This is a genomic window from Micromonospora sp. DSM 43699 (assembly GCF_055517075.1).
This window is the reverse complement of record NZ_JBTMMT010000001.1, coordinates 188,133-205,553: the sequence shown is the minus strand read 5'-3', so window position 1 is coordinate 205,553 and position 17,421 is coordinate 188,133. Positions and strand designations below refer to the sequence as shown.

Annotated in this window: 15 protein-coding genes; 9 read left to right on the top strand and 6 right to left on the bottom strand. The window is 73.7% G+C overall.

Translation table 11 applies throughout. The features are described from left to right. Window position 1: 1 nt before the first annotated feature. Window positions 2–2,344, top strand: coding sequence for a malto-oligosyltrehalose synthase (gene treY / locus AC0AIB_RS00975; protein ID WP_465095817.1), 2,343 nt, complete (start codon window positions 2–4; stop codon window positions 2,342–2,344). Further along, on the top strand, window positions 2,341–4,071 hold the full coding sequence (treZ, locus tag AC0AIB_RS00970) for a malto-oligosyltrehalose trehalohydrolase (RefSeq protein WP_465095816.1): 1,731 nt from the start codon (window positions 2,341–2,343) through the stop codon (window positions 4,069–4,071). Before treY ends, treZ begins: the two co-directional genes overlap by 4 nt. 291 nt (window positions 4,072–4,362) lie before the next feature. Here treZ and AC0AIB_RS00965 read toward each other — a convergent pair whose 3' ends face one another. Together AC0AIB_RS00965 and AC0AIB_RS00960 are read right to left on the bottom strand one after the other, a co-directional pair. Next, the gene (locus AC0AIB_RS00965; protein ID WP_465095815.1) at window positions 4,363–4,599 is read right to left on the bottom strand and encodes a GntR family transcriptional regulator; all 237 of its coding nucleotides are present in this window, start codon (window positions 4,597–4,599) and stop codon (window positions 4,363–4,365) included. Beyond that, on the bottom strand, window positions 4,596–4,829 hold the full coding sequence (locus AC0AIB_RS00960) for a GntR family transcriptional regulator (protein ID WP_465095814.1): 234 nt from the start codon (window positions 4,827–4,829) through the stop codon (window positions 4,596–4,598). Before AC0AIB_RS00960 ends, AC0AIB_RS00965 begins: the two co-directional genes overlap by 4 nt. A gap of 131 nt (window positions 4,830–4,960) precedes the next feature. On the opposite strand from AC0AIB_RS00960, the gene AC0AIB_RS00955 reads away from it, so the two are divergent. Continuing rightward, window positions 4,961–5,161, top strand: coding sequence for a hypothetical protein (locus AC0AIB_RS00955; RefSeq protein ID WP_465095813.1), 201 nt, complete (start codon window positions 4,961–4,963; stop codon window positions 5,159–5,161). Continuing rightward, window positions 5,151–6,332: a helix-turn-helix domain-containing protein gene (locus AC0AIB_RS00950; RefSeq protein WP_465095812.1), complete on the top strand. Its 1,182-nt coding sequence runs from the start codon at window positions 5,151–5,153 to the stop codon at window positions 6,330–6,332. Before AC0AIB_RS00955 ends, AC0AIB_RS00950 begins: the two co-directional genes overlap by 11 nt. Before the next feature lie 72 nt (window positions 6,333–6,404). On the opposite strand, the gene AC0AIB_RS00945 is transcribed toward AC0AIB_RS00950, so the two are convergent. Then, complete coding sequence (locus tag AC0AIB_RS00945) at window positions 6,405–8,042, bottom strand: cellulose-binding domain-containing protein (RefSeq protein WP_328346210.1); 1,638 nt, start codon at window positions 8,040–8,042, stop codon at window positions 6,405–6,407. 741 nt (window positions 8,043–8,783) lie between these two features. Next, a complete protein-coding gene (locus AC0AIB_RS00940) occupies window positions 8,784–9,275 on the bottom strand; it encodes an FBP domain-containing protein (RefSeq protein ID WP_328346212.1) in 492 nt (163 codons plus the stop codon). Between the two features lie 50 nt (window positions 9,276–9,325). Here AC0AIB_RS00940 and AC0AIB_RS00935 point away from each other — a divergent pair, with 50 nt between their 5' ends. Then, window positions 9,326–9,895 (top strand): TetR/AcrR family transcriptional regulator, encoded by a 570-nt coding sequence (locus AC0AIB_RS00935; protein ID WP_465095811.1) that lies wholly within the window; start codon window positions 9,326–9,328, stop codon window positions 9,893–9,895. A gap of 57 nt (window positions 9,896–9,952) precedes the next feature. Here AC0AIB_RS00935 and AC0AIB_RS00930 read toward each other — a convergent pair whose 3' ends face one another. After that, complete coding sequence (locus tag AC0AIB_RS00930) at window positions 9,953–11,431, bottom strand: glutamate-cysteine ligase family protein (RefSeq protein WP_328346216.1); 1,479 nt, start codon at window positions 11,429–11,431, stop codon at window positions 9,953–9,955. Between the two features lie 162 nt (window positions 11,432–11,593). Here AC0AIB_RS00930 and AC0AIB_RS00925 point away from each other — a divergent pair, with 162 nt between their 5' ends. Next, the gene (locus tag AC0AIB_RS00925) at window positions 11,594–11,929 is read left to right on the top strand and encodes a DUF3817 domain-containing protein (RefSeq protein ID WP_328346218.1); all 336 of its coding nucleotides are present in this window, start codon (window positions 11,594–11,596) and stop codon (window positions 11,927–11,929) included. A 65-nt stretch (window positions 11,930–11,994) separates the two neighbouring features. Here AC0AIB_RS00925 and AC0AIB_RS00920 read toward each other — a convergent pair whose 3' ends face one another. Further along, window positions 11,995–12,540 (bottom strand): hypothetical protein, encoded by a 546-nt coding sequence (locus tag AC0AIB_RS00920; RefSeq protein WP_328348773.1) that lies wholly within the window; start codon window positions 12,538–12,540, stop codon window positions 11,995–11,997. Window positions 12,541–12,696: 156 nt separating this feature from the next. Between AC0AIB_RS00920 and AC0AIB_RS00915 the strand changes: the two genes are divergently transcribed. The 3 genes from AC0AIB_RS00915 (at window position 12,697) to AC0AIB_RS00905 (ending at window position 17,167) form a co-directional block, all read left to right on the top strand. After that, complete coding sequence (locus AC0AIB_RS00915) at window positions 12,697–13,815, top strand: baeRF2 domain-containing protein (RefSeq protein ID WP_465095810.1); 1,119 nt, start codon at window positions 12,697–12,699, stop codon at window positions 13,813–13,815. Next, complete coding sequence (locus AC0AIB_RS00910; RefSeq protein ID WP_465095809.1) at window positions 13,808–15,601, top strand: thiamine pyrophosphate-binding protein; 1,794 nt, start codon at window positions 13,808–13,810, stop codon at window positions 15,599–15,601. Before AC0AIB_RS00915 ends, AC0AIB_RS00910 begins: the two co-directional genes overlap by 8 nt. Window positions 15,602–15,772: 171 nt before the next feature. Next, window positions 15,773–17,167 carry a hypothetical protein gene (locus AC0AIB_RS00905; RefSeq protein ID WP_328346224.1) on the top strand — a complete coding sequence of 465 codons (1,395 nt, stop codon included), beginning with the start codon at window positions 15,773–15,775 and terminating at the stop codon, window positions 17,165–17,167. Window positions 17,168–17,421: the final 254 nt, after the last annotated feature.

Sequence of the window (17,421 nt, the reverse complement as noted above, 5' to 3'; positions counted from 1 at the left end):
CATGCCCGCACAGCCCCGACCCGACGCGCCGGTGCCGGTCGGGTCGACCTACCGCATCCAGGTCCGGCCCGGGTTCGACCTGGACACCACCGCCGAGCTGGCCGACTGGCTCGCCGACCTGGGCGTCACCCACCTCTACACCGCGCCCCTGCTCACCGCGACCCCCGGCTCCGCGCACGGCTACGACGTGGTCGACCACCGCGCGGTCAACCCGGAGCTGGGCGGGGAGGTCGGCCGGCAGCGGCTGGTCCGGGCGCTGCGGGCGGCCGGGCTGGGCCTGGTCGTCGACATCGTGCCCAACCACGCCGGGGTCGCCCAGCCGGCCGCCAACCCGGCCTGGTGGGACGTGCTGCGCCGGGGGCGGAACTCGGCGTACGCCGACTGGTTCGACGTCGACTGGGACCGGGGCCGGCTGCTGCTGCCGGTGCTCGCCGACAGCCCCGACGCGCTCGACGACCTCAAGCTGGTCGACGGGGAGCTGCGCTACCACGAGCACCGGTTCCCGGTCGCCGACGGCACCGCCGACGGCAGCCCCCGCGCGGTGCACGACCGGCAGCACTACGAGCTGGTCTCCTGGCGGCGCGGCGACGCCGAGCTGACGTACCGCCGGTTCTTCGCCGTGTCCGACCTGGCCGGGCTGCGGGTGGAGGATCCGGCGGTCTTCGACGCCACCCACGCCGAGCTGCTGCGCTGGGTGGCCGACGGCGAGGTCGACGGCATCCGGGTCGACCACCCCGACGGCCTGCGTGACCCCGCCGGCTACCTGGACCGGTTGCGCGCCGCCGCCCCGCACGCCTGGCTGGTGGTGGAGAAGATCCTGGAGTACGGCGAGGAGCTGCCGGACTGGCCGGTCGACGGCACCACCGGCTACGACGCGCTGGCCGCGGTCTGCGGCCTGTTCGTCGACGGGCGGGCCGAGGGTGACTTCACCGCCCTCGACGCCCGGCTCACCGGCCGGCACACCTCCTGGCAGGACCTCACCCACACCACCAAGCTGGAGGCCGCCACCCGGCTGCTCGCCGCCGAGCTGAGCCGACTCGCCGCGCTCGCCCCCGACCTCGACCGGGAGGCCACCCGGGCGGCCCTGGCCGAGCTGGCCGCCTGCTTCCCGGTCTACCGGGGCTACCCGCCGCACGGGGCCCGGCACCTGGCCGCCGCCCGCGCCGAGGCCGGCCGCCGCCGGCCCGACCTCACCGCCACCCTGGACGCGGTGACCGCGCTGCTGCGCCGCCCCGAGCACGAGCTGGCCGCCCGCTTCCCGCAGCTGACCGGCGCGGTGATGGCCAAGGGGGTGGAGGACACCGCCTACTACCGGTGGAGCCGGTTCGTCGCCCTGAACGAGGTAGGTGGCTCGCCGGCCCACTTCGGGGTGGCCCCGGCGGAGTTCCACCGGTTCGCCGCCGCCCGGCAGGTCCGCTGGCCGACCAGCATGACCACGCTCTCCACCCACGACACCAAACGCGGCGAGGACGTCCGGGCCCGGCTCGCCGTGCTCGCCGAGCTGCCGGCCCGTTGGGCGGAGCAGGTGGGCGACTGGACGACCCGGGCGCCGCTTGCCGATCCGGCCTTCGCCCACCTGCTGTGGCAGACCGCCGTGGGTGCCTGGCCGATCGACCGGGAACGGCTGCACGCGTACGTCGAGAAGGCCGCCCGGGAGGCGTCGGTCTCGACGAGCTGGGCCGACCCCGACGCGGCCTTCGAACACGACCTGCACGCCCTGGTCGACCGGATGTACGACGACCCGCAGCTGCACGCCGAGATCACCGCGTTCGCCGCCGAGCTCACCCCGCCCGGCTGGTCCAACTCGCTCGGGCAGAAACTGGTCCAGCTCGCCATGCCCGGGGTGCCCGACACCTACCAGGGCACCGAGCTGTGGGAGGACTCCCTGGTCGACCCGGACAACCGCCGCCCGGTCGACTTCGCCGTACGCCGGGAGCTGCTGGCCCGGCTCGACGCCGGCTGGCAGCCGACGGTGGCCGCCGACGGCGCGGCCAAGCTGCTCGTGGTCTCCCGCACGCTGCGGCTGCGCCGGGACCGCCCGGAGCTGTTCGCCGGCTACCGGCCGGTGGCCGCGCACGGGCCGGCCGCCGGGCACGCGGTCGCCTTCGACAGGGGTGGCGCGATCGCGGTGGCGACCCGGCTGCCGGTGGCGCTGGCCCGCGACGGCGGTTGGCGCGGCACCATCCTGTCGATGCCCGGCAACAGTTTTACCGACGTGTTCACCGGACGGGTCTACAGTGGGTCCGAGCTGCCCCTTCATGCTCTGTTGAGCAGCTATCCCGTCGCGCTGCTCGCGCCCACCGCCCTGCTGGCTCCCACCGACCCCGTGGAGGCTGCCGCATGACCGAGTTCACCGTCTGGGCGCCGGACGTCGCCCGGGTCCGGCTGCACCTGCCCGGTGTCGCCGACCACGACATGCGGGCCGGGCCGGACGGCTGGTGGCGGGTCGAGGTGCCCGACGCCGGCCCCGGCACCGACTACGCGTTCCTGCTCGACGACGAGACCCCGCTGCCCGACCCGCGTTCGGCCTGGCAGCCGGCCGGGGTGCACGGGCCGAGCCGACGCTACGACCACGCCGCCTTCGACTGGACCGACCAGGGCTGGACCGGCCGGCAACTGCCCGGCAGCATCCTCTACGAGCTGCACGTCGGCACGTTCACCCCGGAGGGCACCTTCGACGCGGCGATCGGGCGGCTCGACCACCTGGTCGACCTCGGCGTCGACCTGATCGAGCTGCTCCCGGTGAACGCCTTCAACGGCGAGCACAACTGGGGGTACGACGGGGTCTGCTGGTATGCCCCGCACCAGCCCTACGGCGGGCCGGACGGGCTGAAACGGCTTGTCGACGCCGCCCACGCCAAGGGGCTGGGGGTGATCCTCGACGTCGTCTACAACCATTTCGGGCCCTCCGGGGCCTACGCGCCGAGGTTCGCGCCGTACCTGAGCGAGCAGAGCAACCCCTGGGGCCGCACGGTCAACCTGGACGGCCCGCACTCCGACGGGGTACGCCGCTACATCATCGACTCGGTGCTGACGTGGCTGCGCGACTACCACGTCGACGGCCTGCGGCTGGACGCCGTGCACGCGATGCCCGACTCCCGGGCCGTGCACGTGCTGGAGCAGATGGCGGTCGAGGTGCAGGCGCTCGCCACCCACCTGGGTAGGCCGTTGTCGCTGATCGCCGAGTCCGACCTCAACGACCCCCGGCTGGTCACCGCCCGTGAGGCTGGTGGCTACGGCCTGCACGCCCAGTGGAACGACGACGCCCACCACGCCCTGCACACCCTGCTCACCGGGGAGCGGCAGGGCTACTACGGCGACTTCGGCTCGCTGGAGTGCCTGACCGACGTGCTGACCGGGGCGTTCTTCCACGCCGGCACCTGGTCCAGCTTCCGTAACCGCAGCCACGGCCGTCCGGTGGACCGGCACGCCGTCCCCGGGCACCGCTTCGTGGCCTATCTGCAGAACCACGACCAGATCGGCAACCGGGCCACCGGCGACCGGATCTCCGCCGGGCTGTCGCCCGCACTGCTGCGGGTCGGGGCGATGCTGCTGATGACCGCGCCGTTCACCCCGATGCTGTTCATGGGGGAGGAGTGGGCGGCCAGCACGCCGTGGCAGTTCTTCACCAGCCACCCCGAGCCGGAGCTGGCGGCGGCGGTGGCCACCGGCCGGCGGCGCGAGTTCGCCGCGCACGGCTGGCCGCCCGGCGACGTGCCCGACCCGCAGGACCGGCAGACCTTCCTGCGCTCCCGACTCGACTGGGCCGAGCTGGACAAACCCGAACACCGCGAGATGTACCACTTCTACCGGCGGCTGATCGCGCTGCGCAAGAGCCGACCCGATCTGGCCGACCCCCGCCTGCACCGGGTGGAGGTACGCCACGGCGACGAGTTCCTGGTGATGCGCCGGGGCGAGTGCCTGGTGGTGGCGAACCTCGCCGGCCGGCGGCAGCGGATCACCCTGCCGGGGGTGGCGCGCCGGGTGCTGCTCACCACCGGGGAGGGGGTCACGGTGATGCGCGACCGGGTGGAGCTGCCGGCGGAGACGGCGGCGATCGTGGCCCTCTGAGCGCGGGCCCGCACTGGGCGGAGGTCACCCGGCCGGAGCAGGGCGGGGACGCGAGTGGGCGGTGCGGGTGCTGCCCCGCCGACGGTGCGCGCGGTGCTCGGGCTGACCCTGTGGTGGGTGGTCACGCTGGGTCACGGTCGCGGCGGGACCACCATGCGGGTAGAAGGTGTATGCCTGGCTGGCATACTTATGCCTGTGTGTCATAAGCCTGAGTGCACACATGTACTCCCCAGGCCCGACCTCGTGCCCGTCCGCGCGCAGGCGACGAGCCCCGCAGCGTAGGCGGTCCGCTCAGGAGCCGTCGAACAACTTCCCGGTCACGTACGTGCCCTTGCCCTGCCGCCCCTGAAGCTCCCCGGTGATCTGGAGATGCTCGATGGCCCGCCGCACCGTGCCGATGGAGCAGTCGTACTGCTGGGCAAGTTCAGGCAGCGAGGGGAGCTTGTCGCCCTCCTTCAGTTGCCCCGAGGCGATCGACTTCCGGATGTCGTTGATGACCACCCGGAAGGTCGGGACGTAGCCGTTCACGAGCGATCGACGACGTAGGTTCCACGGCCGGTGAAGGTCACCACCAGCCCTCGATCGCGCAACAGCCTGATGGCGGCCCGTACGGTGCCCCGACTGACGCCGTACTCCTGTTGAAGGTGACTCTCGCTGGGAAGCGGCTGTCGGGGCTTGAGTCTTCCCGCGTCGATCTCCTTGGCGAGGAGGTCCGCGAGCTGAACGTAGAACGCCACCGGAGACATCTCGTCAACCATGCGCGGACCTTATGGATAACCAACCCGATCATGAGCGTCAAGTACGGGCAGCCTGTGTAGAACGGGCTGTACAGGTAAGACGGGCTGGACTACCCTGGGCTGGTCTCCGTAAACCTGCGCGAGGGAGTGGCATGCCCCGGTGGAAGTGGCACCAGCGTCCGGCAGATTCAGTTGAGGAAGACGCCATCCCGGCGGATCGGGGCGAACAGATCGACGCGGCCGAGCGGGAGGCGGCCCGGCGTCGCCTGCTCGCCCAGGCCGAGGCGGAGCGGATACCCGTCGAGGACACGACGCGTGCGGTGCCGGATCGGCGGTGGCGGCGTGGGCGCTGACGAGCAGCCGGTCGGGCGGCGGGTGGCGCGCTGGCGGGTGCGGCGGCGGATGACCCAACAGATGCTGGCCGACCGGCTCGGCAAGTCGAAGAGCTGGGTGGACAAGGTCGAACGCGGGGTCCGCGCGCTGGACCGGTACTCGGTGATCCAGGAGATCGCCGAGGTGCTGCGGGTCGATCCGGCGGTGCTGCTCGGCACCCGGCTGCCGTCGTCGGGCCGGGCCGGTGGGTTGGACGGGGTGGACGGGCTGCGCGCCGCCCTCGCCCGCTATGACCTCACGGCGGTGGTGTCGTCGGCGGACCTGGAGCGGCACGTGGCACACGCCTGGTTGACCTACCAGCACGCGCACTACGCGCAGGTGGTGCGGGCGCTGCCGGGGTTGCTCGACGCCGCCCGCAGCCGGCACGCGACAGCGCCTGAGGGGGCGGCGGAGCTGCTGGTGCAGACGTACCGGATCGCCTCGGCGGTGCTGGTGAAGCTCGGCGAGGCCGACCTCGGGTGGCTGGCCGCCGACCGGGCGATGGCCGTGGCGGGCGATGATCCGGAACTGGCGGGGACGGCGGCGGTGGCGGTGGGGCAGGCGCTGCGCGCGCTGGGCCGTGGGCGGTTGGCACTCGCGGTGACGGTGGCCGCCGCGCGCCGCATCGCCCCGAGGCCGGTACGCGATGCCCCGGCGGGGCGGCAGGCGCTCTGCGGGACGCTGCTGCTCCAGGCCGCCCTGGCTGCCGCCGAGCACGGTGACCCCCGACGAGCCGACGAGCTGATCGACCTGACCGCCGGGATTGCTCCCCGTGTCGGGGGCGGTGACGATCCCCACCGGCTCTGTTTCGGGCCGGTCGCCGTCGAGCTGGCCCGGGTGGTGGCGGCGATCGAGATGGGCGACGCCGGGGAGGCGGTCTACCGGAACGAGCAGGTGATCCGTCGGGAGGGTTGGCGGCTCCTGCCGGCCGAGTACCGCGCTGCCTACCTGGTCGACGCGGCGCGGGCGTACCTCCAGGTCGGCGACCTGTTCGGGGCCGGTCGGGTCCTTGTCGACGCGGACGGTATCGCGCCGGCCGAGGTGCGGTGCCGGCCGGTCGCCCGTACGGTGATCGCCGAGCTGGCCCGGGGGCGGCCGACGGTGGCCGGCGTCGCGCGACTGGCCACGCTGGTCGGCCTCACCACCCGGTGACCGTCCGGGGGCGCGTCCACGGTGGTGGCCCGGCCGCTTCGACCGGCCGGGCCCCCACCCGCAGACCGGCGGTTACAGGGTGACCTGCCGGCCGCCGAGGGTCACCACGAGCCGGCCGTCGGCGGCGAAGGACCAACCGATCGCCCCGGTGTACGACGCGCAGCGGGAGCCGTTGCTGCCGTTCCAGAACTGGTTGGAGCTGTCGCTGTTGCCGACGATCTTGTCGTTCGAGCCGCTGCCGCTGCGGCACGAGGTGTTGCTCCGGAACACCGAGCTGCCGCCGTCGAACGAGAAGTTGCGCTCGGTGTTGTCGATGCTCAGGTTGTTCGAGATCGACATCGAGCCGAGGTTGCGGTTGTAGGTGAACCCGTGCTTGCCGTTGCGGTAGGCGATGGTCCGCCGCACGACGTGGTTGACGCCGATGTCCTCACCGCCGAGCTTGAAGCCGTTGCGGTCACCGTTGCCGTTCTGGGTGCCGTTGCTGAGCGTGCCGTTGTTGTAGGCCAGGGAGTCCTCGATGGTCACCACGCCGATCGGCCCGGTGTCGGTCTTGGTGTAGAGGTCCCACCCGTCGTCGATGTTGTTGTGGGACACCGCGTACCGGAAGACGTTGCCGCTGCCGACGGTGAGCTTGGCGGCGAAGCCGTCGGCGTCCTCCCCGTCGGAGTCGGCGTTGTCGTGCGACTCGGCGCTCAGCACCAGGTTGTTGGCCGGCCACTGGTCGCGCGGGGTACTGGAGGCGATCCGGGAGAGTTGCAGCCCGCTGTCGCGGTTGAAGCGGGTCACCGTACGTTCGATGATGTTGTTGCTGCCACCCACGAAGATCCCGTTGTCACCGGCCCGCTCGACGACGATGCCCTGGACGTGCCAGTACGACCCGTTGAGGGCGAGCCCCCGGTTTGCCGGGTCCTCGCTCATCGCCGAGAAGTTCAGCACCGGCTTCTCACCCGGGTAGGCGAACAGCTTCTTGCGGGCGCTGGCGGTGCCGTTGTTGCCGGGTGCGATGGTCACCGTCTGCGCCAGGTTGTAGGTCCCGGCGCGGACGTAGATCGTCCCGCCGGCGGTGACCCGGGTGATGGCCGAGGCGAGGGTGGTCGGGTTCGCCTGGGTGCCGGCCGCACCGGCGCTGCCGTTCGGTGCCACGTACAGCGTGCTGCCCGACGGCGGGGGCGTCGTGGGCGGTGGGGTGGTCGGCGGCGGGGTGGTCGGCGGCGGTGTCGTGGGCGGGGGTGTGGTGGGCGGTGCGGTCGTCGGGGGCGCGGTGGTGGGGGTGCCGGTGGTGGGGGTGACGCCGCCGGTGCAGGCCACCCCGTTGACCGCGAAGTTCGTCGGGACCGGGTTGCTGCCGGTCCAGGTGCCGTTGAAGCCGAACGAGACCGTGCCGTTGGTGGCGACCGCCCCGTTGTAGCCGGCGTCCCCGGCGCTGACCGAGCTGCCGTTCTGGGTGAACGTGGCGTTCCACCCCTGGTCGACGCGTTGCCCGGCACCGAACGTCCAGGTGGTCGTCCAGGCGCTGAGCGGGTCGCCCAGGTTGGTGAGGTTGACGCTCGCGGTGAAACCACCGGACCACTGGGTGGACACCGTGTAGTCGATCCGGCAACCGGCGGCGGCCTGGGCGGCGTTCGCGGTGATCACGACACCGGCCGCGGTGAGCGTCGTCGCGGCGACCGCGGAGACCCACCACGCCGTACGGCGCTGTCGAAAGCTCATGGTTCTCTCCTGTGGGGTGGGGTACGGAGCCCGCGGGGAACCGGCGACACCGGTGCCCGTCGGTGTCGAGGCAGGCGGGTGCTGCCCGGACGCCGTCGTGGAGCGGGGCCTGCTCGCGCCGGACCGGCCCGGATCATCGGGCGCGAGGTGCCTGCTCGGTACGACCAGCGTCGTCCCGGAGATGATGACCAGCGCAGCGACAAAGTAAGCGCTTTCCGTCAACGTACTGAGCATTCTCGATGTCGTCAATCACGGCGTCGTGCTGGACCTGGTGACCCACCGCCGCCCGCTGCCCCCGCCGCTGTCGGCCGGCCCGGCTATCCTGCGCCGACGCCGGGACGCCCCGGCGACCGGCTCGGAGTGGGAGGTGACGGCAGGGGACACTGCCCCGGCGGCGTACCAGGTGGCCGTTCGCGCGGTGGCACAGGAATCGGGCGCGGGCCGGATCGCCGCACTGCGTCGGCTCGGTGCGCTGGCGGCGGGGCATCCCGGGCTCCGGCCCCGGGCCATCGGGTCGGTCGCCGACCACCTACGGACCCCGTACGACGCCGACGGGTGGGATGCCGACGCCCGGCGGGAGGCGGGCCGGGTGCTCGCCGTGCTGCTGCGCGCCGGGGCGACGGCGACCCCCCCCGGACGGGCCGGTGGGCGGGGCCGCCGATCGGCAGCCGCCGTCACCCGCCGTCGCCCTCGACCTGCGGGAAGCGACCCTGGTGGACCTCCGCGAGGTCCTCGGCGAGGTCAGCCGGTCACCCTGGCGATGAACGCGGCGACGTTCGCCACAGTCCGCTGGGCCTTCTCCTCGGCGGTGAGCGACTCCGGCAGCCGGGCACCGGGGCCGGCGTCCTTGCGCCCCCGCACGTACAGGGAGCAGGCGAGGTCGGTGCAGATGTAGGTGCCCACGGAGTTGCCCTGCTGACCGGCGCGACCCGCCTTTGCCGCGACCATCAGGGAGACGCCGCCGGCCGGGCTGGTCAGGCAGATCGCGCACATGCCGCGCGGTGGCTGCCGGGTGGTGGGGGTGGGGCAGCGCAGGGCCAGCGCCGTCCGGCGGCCGTCCAACTCGGCGACGAGGTAGGCGCGGTCCGGTGCCCGGGGATCGCGCCAGCCGAGGTAGTCCAGGTCGGCCCAGGGTTGCTGGGCCAGGTCGCGGGGCACGTACAGCCGCTTGGTCTCGCCCTTCGTGCAGTTGACGAACGCGGAACGGATCTCCTGCTCGGTCAGTGGTTCCATAGCGGCAACGGTAATTTGCCTAAAACCTTTAGGCAAACTCATAATGAGTTATGGCACGTACGGGCTTGACCACCGAACGCCTCACCCGGGCCGGTGCGGACCTGGCCGACGAGGTCGGCTTCGACCGGGTGACCGTCTCGGCGCTCGCCCGGCGCTTCGACGTGCAGGTCGCGAGCCTCTACTCGCACCTGAAGAACTCCCAGGACCTGCGCACCCGGATCGCCCTGCTCGCCCTGGACGAACTCGCCGTGCGGGCCGCCGACGCGCTGGCCGGGCGGGCCGGACGGGACGCGCTGGCCGCCCTCGGCGGCGTCTACCGCGACTACGCCCGGGAGCACCCCGGCCGGTGGGCCGCCGCGCAGCTCCGGCTCGACCCGGCCACCGCCGCCGCCAGCGCCGGTGGCCGGCACGCCGAGCTGACCCGGGCCATCCTGCGCGGTTACGCGCTGACCGAACCCGACCAGACGCACGCCGTCCGGCTGCTCGGCAGCGTCTTCCACGGCTACGTCAGCCTGGAACTGGGCGGCGGGTTCAGCCACAGCGCCCCCGACACCGAGCAGACCTGGACGCGGGTCCTCGACGCCCTCGACGCCCTACTGCGCAACTGGCCCGCGCCCTGACCGCCACCTCGCATCGTGGCCTGCCGCCGTCAGCGCGCGCTCGTGTGTTGCCTGCGGTCAGGGAACCGGCCACTCGTGGACCGGGCTGTTGCTGTGCATCAGCTCGACGTAGTGGCGGACCACCTCGCGCAACGCCTCCGGCCGGTCGAGATGGTCGGCGGACTCCAGCCGGTGCAACGTCGCCACCTGCCAGCTCGCGCCGTTGCGCCCGGTCAGGCAGCGCTGCTCGATGATGCCGAGCAGTCGGTCCCGTTCCGCCGGGTCCACCCCCCACCCGTCCAGCCCCTGGTGGGCCAGGGGCAGCAACCGGCGCAGCACCAGCTCGGTCGCCGGCAGGTAACCCAGGCCCGGCCAGTAGACCTGGGCGTCGATGCCGTGCCGGGCACCGCTCGTGAAGTTCTCCTCCGCCGCGCTGAACGACATCTGTGACCACAGCGGCCGGTCGGCCTCGGCCAGCGCCCGGACCAGCCCGAAGTAGAACGCGCCGTTGGCGATGGTGTCCACCACGGTCGGCCCGGCCGGCAACACCCGGTTCTCCACCCGCAGGTGCGGCCGGCCCTTCCACACGTCGTACACCGGCCGGTTCCAGCGGTAGATGGTGCCGTTGTGCAACCGCAGCTCGGCCAGCCTCGGCACCCCACCGGCGGCAAGCGTCTCGGCCGGGTCCTCCGGGTCGCAGACCGGCAACAGCGCCGGGAAGTAGCGCACGTTCTCCTCGAACAGGTCGAAGACGCTGTTGATCCAGCGTTCCCCGAACCAGACCCGGGGGCGAACCCCCTGGGCCTTGATCTCCTCGGAGCGGGTGTCGGTGGCCTGCTGGAACAGCGGCACCCGGGTCTCGCGCCACAGCTCCCGGCCGAAGAACAGCGGCGAGTTCGCGCCCAGCGCCAGCTGGATCCCGGCGACCGCCTGGGCGGCGTTCCAGTAGGCGGCGAAGTCGGCCGGGCTGACCTGGAGGTGGAACTGGGTGCTGGTGCAGGCCGCCTCCGGGGTGATGGTGTCGGCGGTGGTGGCCAGCCGCTCCACCCCGCTGATCGCGATCCGCAGGTCCTCCCCCCGGGCGGCGAAGATCTGCTCGTTGAGCAGCGCGTAACGCGGATTCGCCGACAGCGCCCCGGCGGTCAGGTGCTCCGGCCCCAGTGTGGGCAGGATGCCGATCATCACCATGTGGGCGTCGACCGTGCGGGCCTTCTCCTCGGCGGCGTTCAGGCTGGCCCGGACGTGAGACTCGAACTCGGCCGTGCCGGTGCCGACCAGCCGGCGCGGCGCCACGTTGATCTCCACGTTGAACTGGCCCAGCTCGGTCTGGAAGTCGGGGTCGGCGATCGCGGCGAGCACGTCGGCGTTGCGCATCGTCGGGCGGGAGTCGTCGTCGACCAGGTTCAGCTCGATCTCCAGGCCGGTCATCGGCCGCTCCACGTCGAACCGGGACTCCCGCAGCATCTCGGCGAAGACGTCCAGGCACCGGCGTACCTTCTCCCGGTAACGGGCCCGGTCCTCCCGGCTGAAGGTGCGCGCTCCGACTTCCTCGCCCATGGCCACCGCCCTGTCACCGTTGGTCCCGTCAACCTCGCACGTCCCGGGGGAACCCGGAAGACCCGAAGGACCCTCTACGTACCCACCGACGACCCGGGTGATCCCCGTCGCCTCGCGGCCGTCGCGGACCGGCCGGCGACGGCGGCTGGATAGCATGGCCCGATGCGCGAGAAGACGACCCGGTTGTTCGTGGCGGCGGCGATCGCCGAGGCGTGCTCCTGGCTGGCCCTGCTGGTCGGCATGGCGGTCAAGTACGGCCCGCCGGGCAACGAGGTCGGCGTGCAGATCTTCGGCCCGATCCACGGCGCGCTCTTCGTGACGTACGGGATTCTGGTGCTCGCCGTCGCCCGGCTGCACCGGTGGTCCCTCGGGGTCACCCTCGTCGCCCTGGTCTGCGCGGTGCCGCCCTTCGCCACCCTGTTCTTCGAGCGCTGGGCCACCCGCCGGGGTCTGCTGCGCGCCACCGAGCCGCAGCGGCCACTGGCCCCGGTCGGCTGACCGTAGGCGACCGACCTCCGCCGGCGTGCCCGGACCCCGGACCCCGGCCCGCCGGTTCGCCGTCGTCAGGTGAGGACCACGGCGGCCGCGACCAGCAGCACCAGCACCGCCCCCAGCACCGCCTGGATCAGCAGCGGCGGGCCGAGATGGCTCCACACCGTGGCGGTACGCGGGGTGAGCAACTGCCCGGTGGTCAGGTTGACGATCCGTTCGATGCGCGGCGGCAGGTCGACGTCCTGCGGGCGCAGGGTGAGCTGCACCCAGTCCGACGGGTGCACCGCGCTCTGCGGCAGGTGCCCGTGCAGCTCCACCTCGTAGAGCTGGCCGTGGTCGTCGCGTACCCGCAGCGGGGTGACCAGGAACTCCGGCCCCTTCTTCAGGTCCTTCCAGGTGCGCCGCGCGCCACCGCCGCCGATGTTGGACAGCACCGTGCGTACCAGCATCACCAGCAGGCCCGCCACGCTCGCCGCGGTCAGCACCGCCACCAGCACCGGCTGGCCGATCCTGACCTCACGGGAGTAGCCGTCCATGAACCGGACCACCCGCCCGGTGAGTATCCGCTGCGTCGGGCGTACCACCCGATTACGGAGATCGCTGTCCATGTTCACCACCGAGAGTCCGGTTCCGTTCACCGATGGTATCCGGCGTTCGACCCGGACGACGTGAATGAACCGGGGGTCACGTCCCCCGGGACACCGGGATTCCGGCCGAGGTGACATCCCGGGCGGGCCGGGTAAGCGGGCGGCCGAGCCGGAAAGGGGTCGAGCATGCAGCTGTCCTTCCTGCGCCCGCTCTACGACCGTCCCGGGCCGTGGTGCTCGGTCTACCTGGACGCCTCCCGGGACACCCAGGACGCGCGTCCGGCGTTGGACCTGCGCTGGCGGGCCCTGGCCGAGCAACTCGCCGCCGACGGCGCGGACGAGCCGACCATCGCGGCACTGGACCGGGTGGTCCGGGGCCACGACCCGATGCCGGGCGACTACGGGCTTGCCGCGTTCGCCAGCCGGGGCACGGTGGTGCTCTCCGAGTACCTGTCCGCGCCGCCGTTGCGTGACCTGGCCGCGTACACCCCGCTGCCGCACGTCATGCCGCTGCTCGCGCAGCGCGGCGAACAGGTGGCCTGGGTCCGGGTGCTCGCCGACCGGACCGGCGCGGACGCGGTCGCGGTAAGCGCCGGCGGGGTGCCCCGACGGACCCACGTCACCGGCCGGCAGACCTATCCGCTGCGTCGGGTGCAGCCCGGCGGCTGGTCCCAGTCCCGCTACCAGCGGGCCGCGATGGAGGCCTGGCACCACAACGCCGGGGACGCCGCCGCGGCCACCGCCGAGCTGGCCGACCGGGTCGGCGCGGACGTGGTGGTGGTGGCCGGGGACGTCCGGGCCACCGGGATGATCGCCGCACAACTGCCGGCACGCTGGCAGGACGTGGTGGTCCGCACCGACGCCGGCTCCCGGGCCGGCGGCGCCGACCCGGCCGCGATGGACGACGTCACCGTGCAGACCATCGCCGAGGTCGCCGACCAGCACGTCACCGCCGCGCTGGACCGGCTCGGCACCCAGCAGGACGTCGGCGCGGGGCTGGACGCCGTGGTGGCCGCCCTGCAACGTAACCAGGTCGACACCATGCTGCTCGTCGACGACCCGTCGGCCGTCGGCGAGCTGTGGATCGGCCCCCGGCCCACGGACATCGCCACCGCGCCCGGTCTGCTCGCCGCGGTGCCCGACCCGCAACGGGTCCGCGCCGACGCAGCCCTGGTCCGGGCGCTGGTCGGCACGGACGCCGAGCTGACCGTCCTCGGGCCGGACGAGGCCCCCGAACTGGCCGACGGGGTCGGCGCGGTGCTGCGGTACGTCGACCCGGCGACCCCGGGACGCGACCATGGCTGACCGTACGGTCGCGCACCTGGTGGTGGACCGGTTACGGGCCTGGCGGGTGCCCCGCGTCTTCGGCTGCCCGGGTGACGCCATCGCCCCGGTGGTCGAGGCGGTGGCCGCCGCCGGCGGGGACCCGGAGTTCGTCCCCGCCCGGCACGAGGAGACCGCCGCCTTCATGGCGACCGGACACGCCAAGTTCACCGGCGGCATCGGGGTCTGCCTTGCCACCCAGGGGCCGAGCGCGGTGCACCTGCTCAACGGCCTGTACGACGCGAAGCTGGACAGCCGGCCCGTGGTGGCGATCGTGGGGGAGGACGTCTCCGGCCCCCTGGGCGAGGTGCACGAGGAGATCGGGTTGAGCCGGCTCTTCGGCGACGTGTGCCACCAGTTCGTCCGCTACGGCCGCAGCCCGGCCCAGGTGCCGTCCCTGCTCGACCAGGCGTTCCGGACCGCCGCGGCGACCCGCAGCCCGACCTGCGTGGTGCTGCCCCGGGCGTTGCAGGTCGCGGCCGTACCGGAGCTGGCACCGCACGCGGCGGGGGTGCTCAACGCGACGCCCGGCGAACCGCTGGCCCGGGTGCTGCCGCACCAGGCGGACCTGGACGCCGCCGCGGCGTTGCTCACCGTCGGGCGACGGGTGGCGATCCTGGTCGGGCAGGGTGCCCGTGGTGCGGCGGAGCAGATCGCGGTGCTGGCCGACCGGCTGGGCGCGGGGGTGGCCACCTCGCTGCTGGGCAAGCCGGTGCTCGACGAGCGGTTGCCGTTCCACACCGGGGTGCTCGGCGAGGTGGGCACCCCGGCCGCCGCGCAGCTGATGGGGGGTGCGGACACCCTGCTGCTGGTGGGCACCAACGACCCGTGGACCGACTACCTCCCGCCGCCCGGCCAGGCCCGGACCATCCAGATCGACATCGACGGGCGGCGGATCGGCACCCGGTACCCGGTGGACGTGCCGCTGGTCGGCGACGCCACCGAGACGTTGCGGGCACTGGTGGGTCAGGTCGCCGACCGACCCAACCGGCAGTGGCGGGCCACCGTCGAGGGCTCGGTCGACCGCTGGCGTACGGAGGCTGCCGCCCGCGCCGCCGAGCCGGCCGAGCCGGTCAACCCGCAACTGGTGCTGCACGAGCTCTCCGCCCGGCTGCCCCGTACCGGGGCGGTTGCTGTGGACGTCGGTACGGTGCTCTTCTGGTACGCCCGCCACCTGGCGCTGCCACCCGGGGTCGACGCCCAGCTCTGCGGCACCCTCGGCTCGCCGGGGTGCGCCCTGCCGTACGCGCTCGCCGCGAAGCTGGACCGCCCGGACGCACCGGTGGTCGCCCTGCTCGGCGACGGTGCGATGCAGCTCAACGGGCTCGCCGAGCTGATCACCGTGGCGCACCGCTGGCAGGACTGGGCCGATCCCCGGCTGGTGGTGCTGGTGCTCAACGACCGCGACGACCGCGACCCGGGCACCGGCCGGTGGGTGCCCGGCGTGGCAGCGGCACCACCGCGCCCGGCTGCGGTGACCGGCCGCCGGCCCGACGTGCCGTACGCCGGTTGGGCCCGGCTGCTCGGCCTGCACGGCGTCCGGGTGGACCGGCCGGAGCTGGTCGGCGCGGCCTGGGACGAGGCGCTCGCCGCCGACCGGCCGTGTGTGCTGGAGGCGGTGGTGGACCCGACGGTGCCACGGCGGGTGCCGGAGCCGGCCCTGGCCGACCTGCGGAGCCTGTTCGCCGACGGGGACGCCACCCGACGGATCCGGGACCGGATCATGTCGGCCGAACGGTCGGTCGTCGAGGCCGACGATCTCGTTTAGCCCCCGCCACCAGGGCATCTGACCCCCCGAGGCTCCCGGCGGGGCGTACCGGCTGGCGGTCGACGATTGCGCCCGTCGGTGCGGGATGCCCCGTTTAGACCCCGGAGGGACGGGAAGCCGGGCCGCGTGGTGAGTGAACGGGGCAGGGTGGAGCCGGTGCCGGAGGTGCCGGTGGGAACGACGACGGGCACCGGGCTGGCCGGCGACCGGGTGGTCGCGCCGGGCAGCACCGCGCGGGTGCTGGTGGCCGCCGCCGCCCGGGCGTTGCGCGGGCTGGACTGCGCCGACCTGGGGCCTGCCACGCCGTCGTCCCGGTTCATCGCCGCGCCGGAAGCGGTCCGGAGGGCCGCCGCCACCCGGGCCGCCGGCCGACTGGCGCTCACCGCCGCCCAGGCCGGTGCGGTGGACGGCGAACGGGTGGCCCGGTGGATCGTCGACCAGTACCCCCGGCAGCGGTACCCGGCGGTGGTGCTGGGCTCGCCGCACGCCGCCGCCGTGCACCTGGCGGTGGCGCTCGGGGCGCCCTGGTTGCCCGCCGGGTTCGAGCTGACCGCGCACTGGACCCACGGCGCGGTGGACCGGCCCGCAGCCGCCCTGGACCAGGGTGCCGCGTTCGCCGCCCGGATCCTCGCCGGCAACCCCGACCTGCACGTACGCCAGGTGCACTGCCCGGCCAGCCGGGGCGCGCTGGCCGGCGTGACCGTCAGCCTGCTGGCCCGGTGGCGGGCGCTGCCGGTGGCGTACGCCCGGTTCCTGGCCGACCGGCTGACCTGCGGGTCGGTGGTGCTGCTGGTCGGCGACGTGCGCAGCTGGCCGGTGTCGGACCCCGGGCAGGGGCACAGCTTCCAGCTCGGCTCCCCGACCAGCGGGCTGGAACCGGTGGACTTCCACCCGGACTCGCCCGCCCTGCGTCAGGTGCTCCGGGCGGCCGGCGGGGTCGGGACCGGATGGGAGCCGCCGGCGGTGACCGCCGCCCGCGAACCCGCCGAGCACGGGGTGGAGCCGGATTTCATTCGGGCGCTGGGTCACTGGGCCCGCACCCGGGGGCACGAGCTGCGTCAGGTGCAGGTGCCGCACCCGGGGGCGCTCAGCGCGGCCACCGCCGACCTCTACCGCCGGTGGCTGCGGCGGGCCGGCAAGACCGGTGACCGGTTGGTGGTCGAGTGCGGCCGGTTGCTCGACCCGTGGCAGGTGGTGCGGGCGGGACTGGTGCCGTACTGGTGCGAGAACGCGACCCGGCGCAGCGTGGAGGACGCGGAGTGGTGGCTCGCCGGCAGCGAGCCGTTCAGCTCGGTGGACGTGCTGCCCGAGTCGCCGGGGATGCGGTCACCGGCGTTGGCCGGGCTGCCGCAGTGGCTGGCGGTGGCCGCCTTCGGCCGTCGTCGCCGGGCGCTGGACCGCACCGCAGCCCGGGGCTACCCGGTCGGTTCGGTGGCCACCCGGCGGGCCACCGAGGTGCTGCGCGGGCAGCCGTACGATCTGCCGACCCCGCCGCCGCTGAGCGTGGGGGAAGCGCTGGCCGGGCTGCGCGAGGCGGGCGTGCCGCTGGGGCTGGCCGTGTCCTGACCGGCCCGGTCCGGCCGTTGGGCGGCACCGTCACAGGGGCGGGAAACCGACGCCGGTAACCCGGAAAGGGGACACCCGGGGTGTCCGCGCCGGCCGGCCGGACCCGGCACGCCGAAACATCCTCGCGAACCCGGGGGCGCGTGGTTGAGTACCTGAGGAGCGGGAAGACCGCCCGCCGCGACGGCTCGACCACGCCGCGTGGCGACCGGTCGTCGTCCCCGCGCGGCCGGTGATCCCGGCGCGGCACGTGACCC

Excerpts from the sequence above, each read along its gene's own strand:
- treY (WP_465095817.1), top strand. The coding sequence starts at position 2 with ATGCCCGCACAGCCCCGACCCGACGCGCCGGTGCCGGTCGGGTCGACC.
- treZ (WP_465095816.1), top strand. The coding sequence starts at position 2,341 with ATGACCGAGTTCACCGTCTGGGCGCCGGACGTCGCCCGGGTCCGGCTG.
- AC0AIB_RS00960 (WP_465095814.1), bottom strand. The coding sequence starts at position 4,829 with ATGGTTGACGAGATGTCTCCGGTGGCGTTCTACGTTCAGCTCGCGGAC.
- AC0AIB_RS00955 (WP_465095813.1), top strand. The coding sequence starts at position 4,961 with ATGCCCCGGTGGAAGTGGCACCAGCGTCCGGCAGATTCAGTTGAGGAA.
- AC0AIB_RS00945 (WP_328346210.1), bottom strand. The coding sequence starts at position 8,042 with ATGAGCTTTCGACAGCGCCGTACGGCGTGGTGGGTCTCCGCGGTCGCC.
- AC0AIB_RS00940 (WP_328346212.1), bottom strand. The coding sequence starts at position 9,275 with ATGGAACCACTGACCGAGCAGGAGATCCGTTCCGCGTTCGTCAACTGC.
- AC0AIB_RS00935 (WP_465095811.1), top strand. The coding sequence starts at position 9,326 with ATGGCACGTACGGGCTTGACCACCGAACGCCTCACCCGGGCCGGTGCG.
- AC0AIB_RS00930 (WP_328346216.1), bottom strand. The coding sequence starts at position 11,431 with ATGGGCGAGGAAGTCGGAGCGCGCACCTTCAGCCGGGAGGACCGGGCC.
- AC0AIB_RS00925 (WP_328346218.1), top strand. The coding sequence starts at position 11,594 with ATGCGCGAGAAGACGACCCGGTTGTTCGTGGCGGCGGCGATCGCCGAG.
- AC0AIB_RS00915 (WP_465095810.1), top strand. The coding sequence starts at position 12,697 with ATGCAGCTGTCCTTCCTGCGCCCGCTCTACGACCGTCCCGGGCCGTGG.
- AC0AIB_RS00910 (WP_465095809.1), top strand. The coding sequence starts at position 13,808 with ATGGCTGACCGTACGGTCGCGCACCTGGTGGTGGACCGGTTACGGGCC.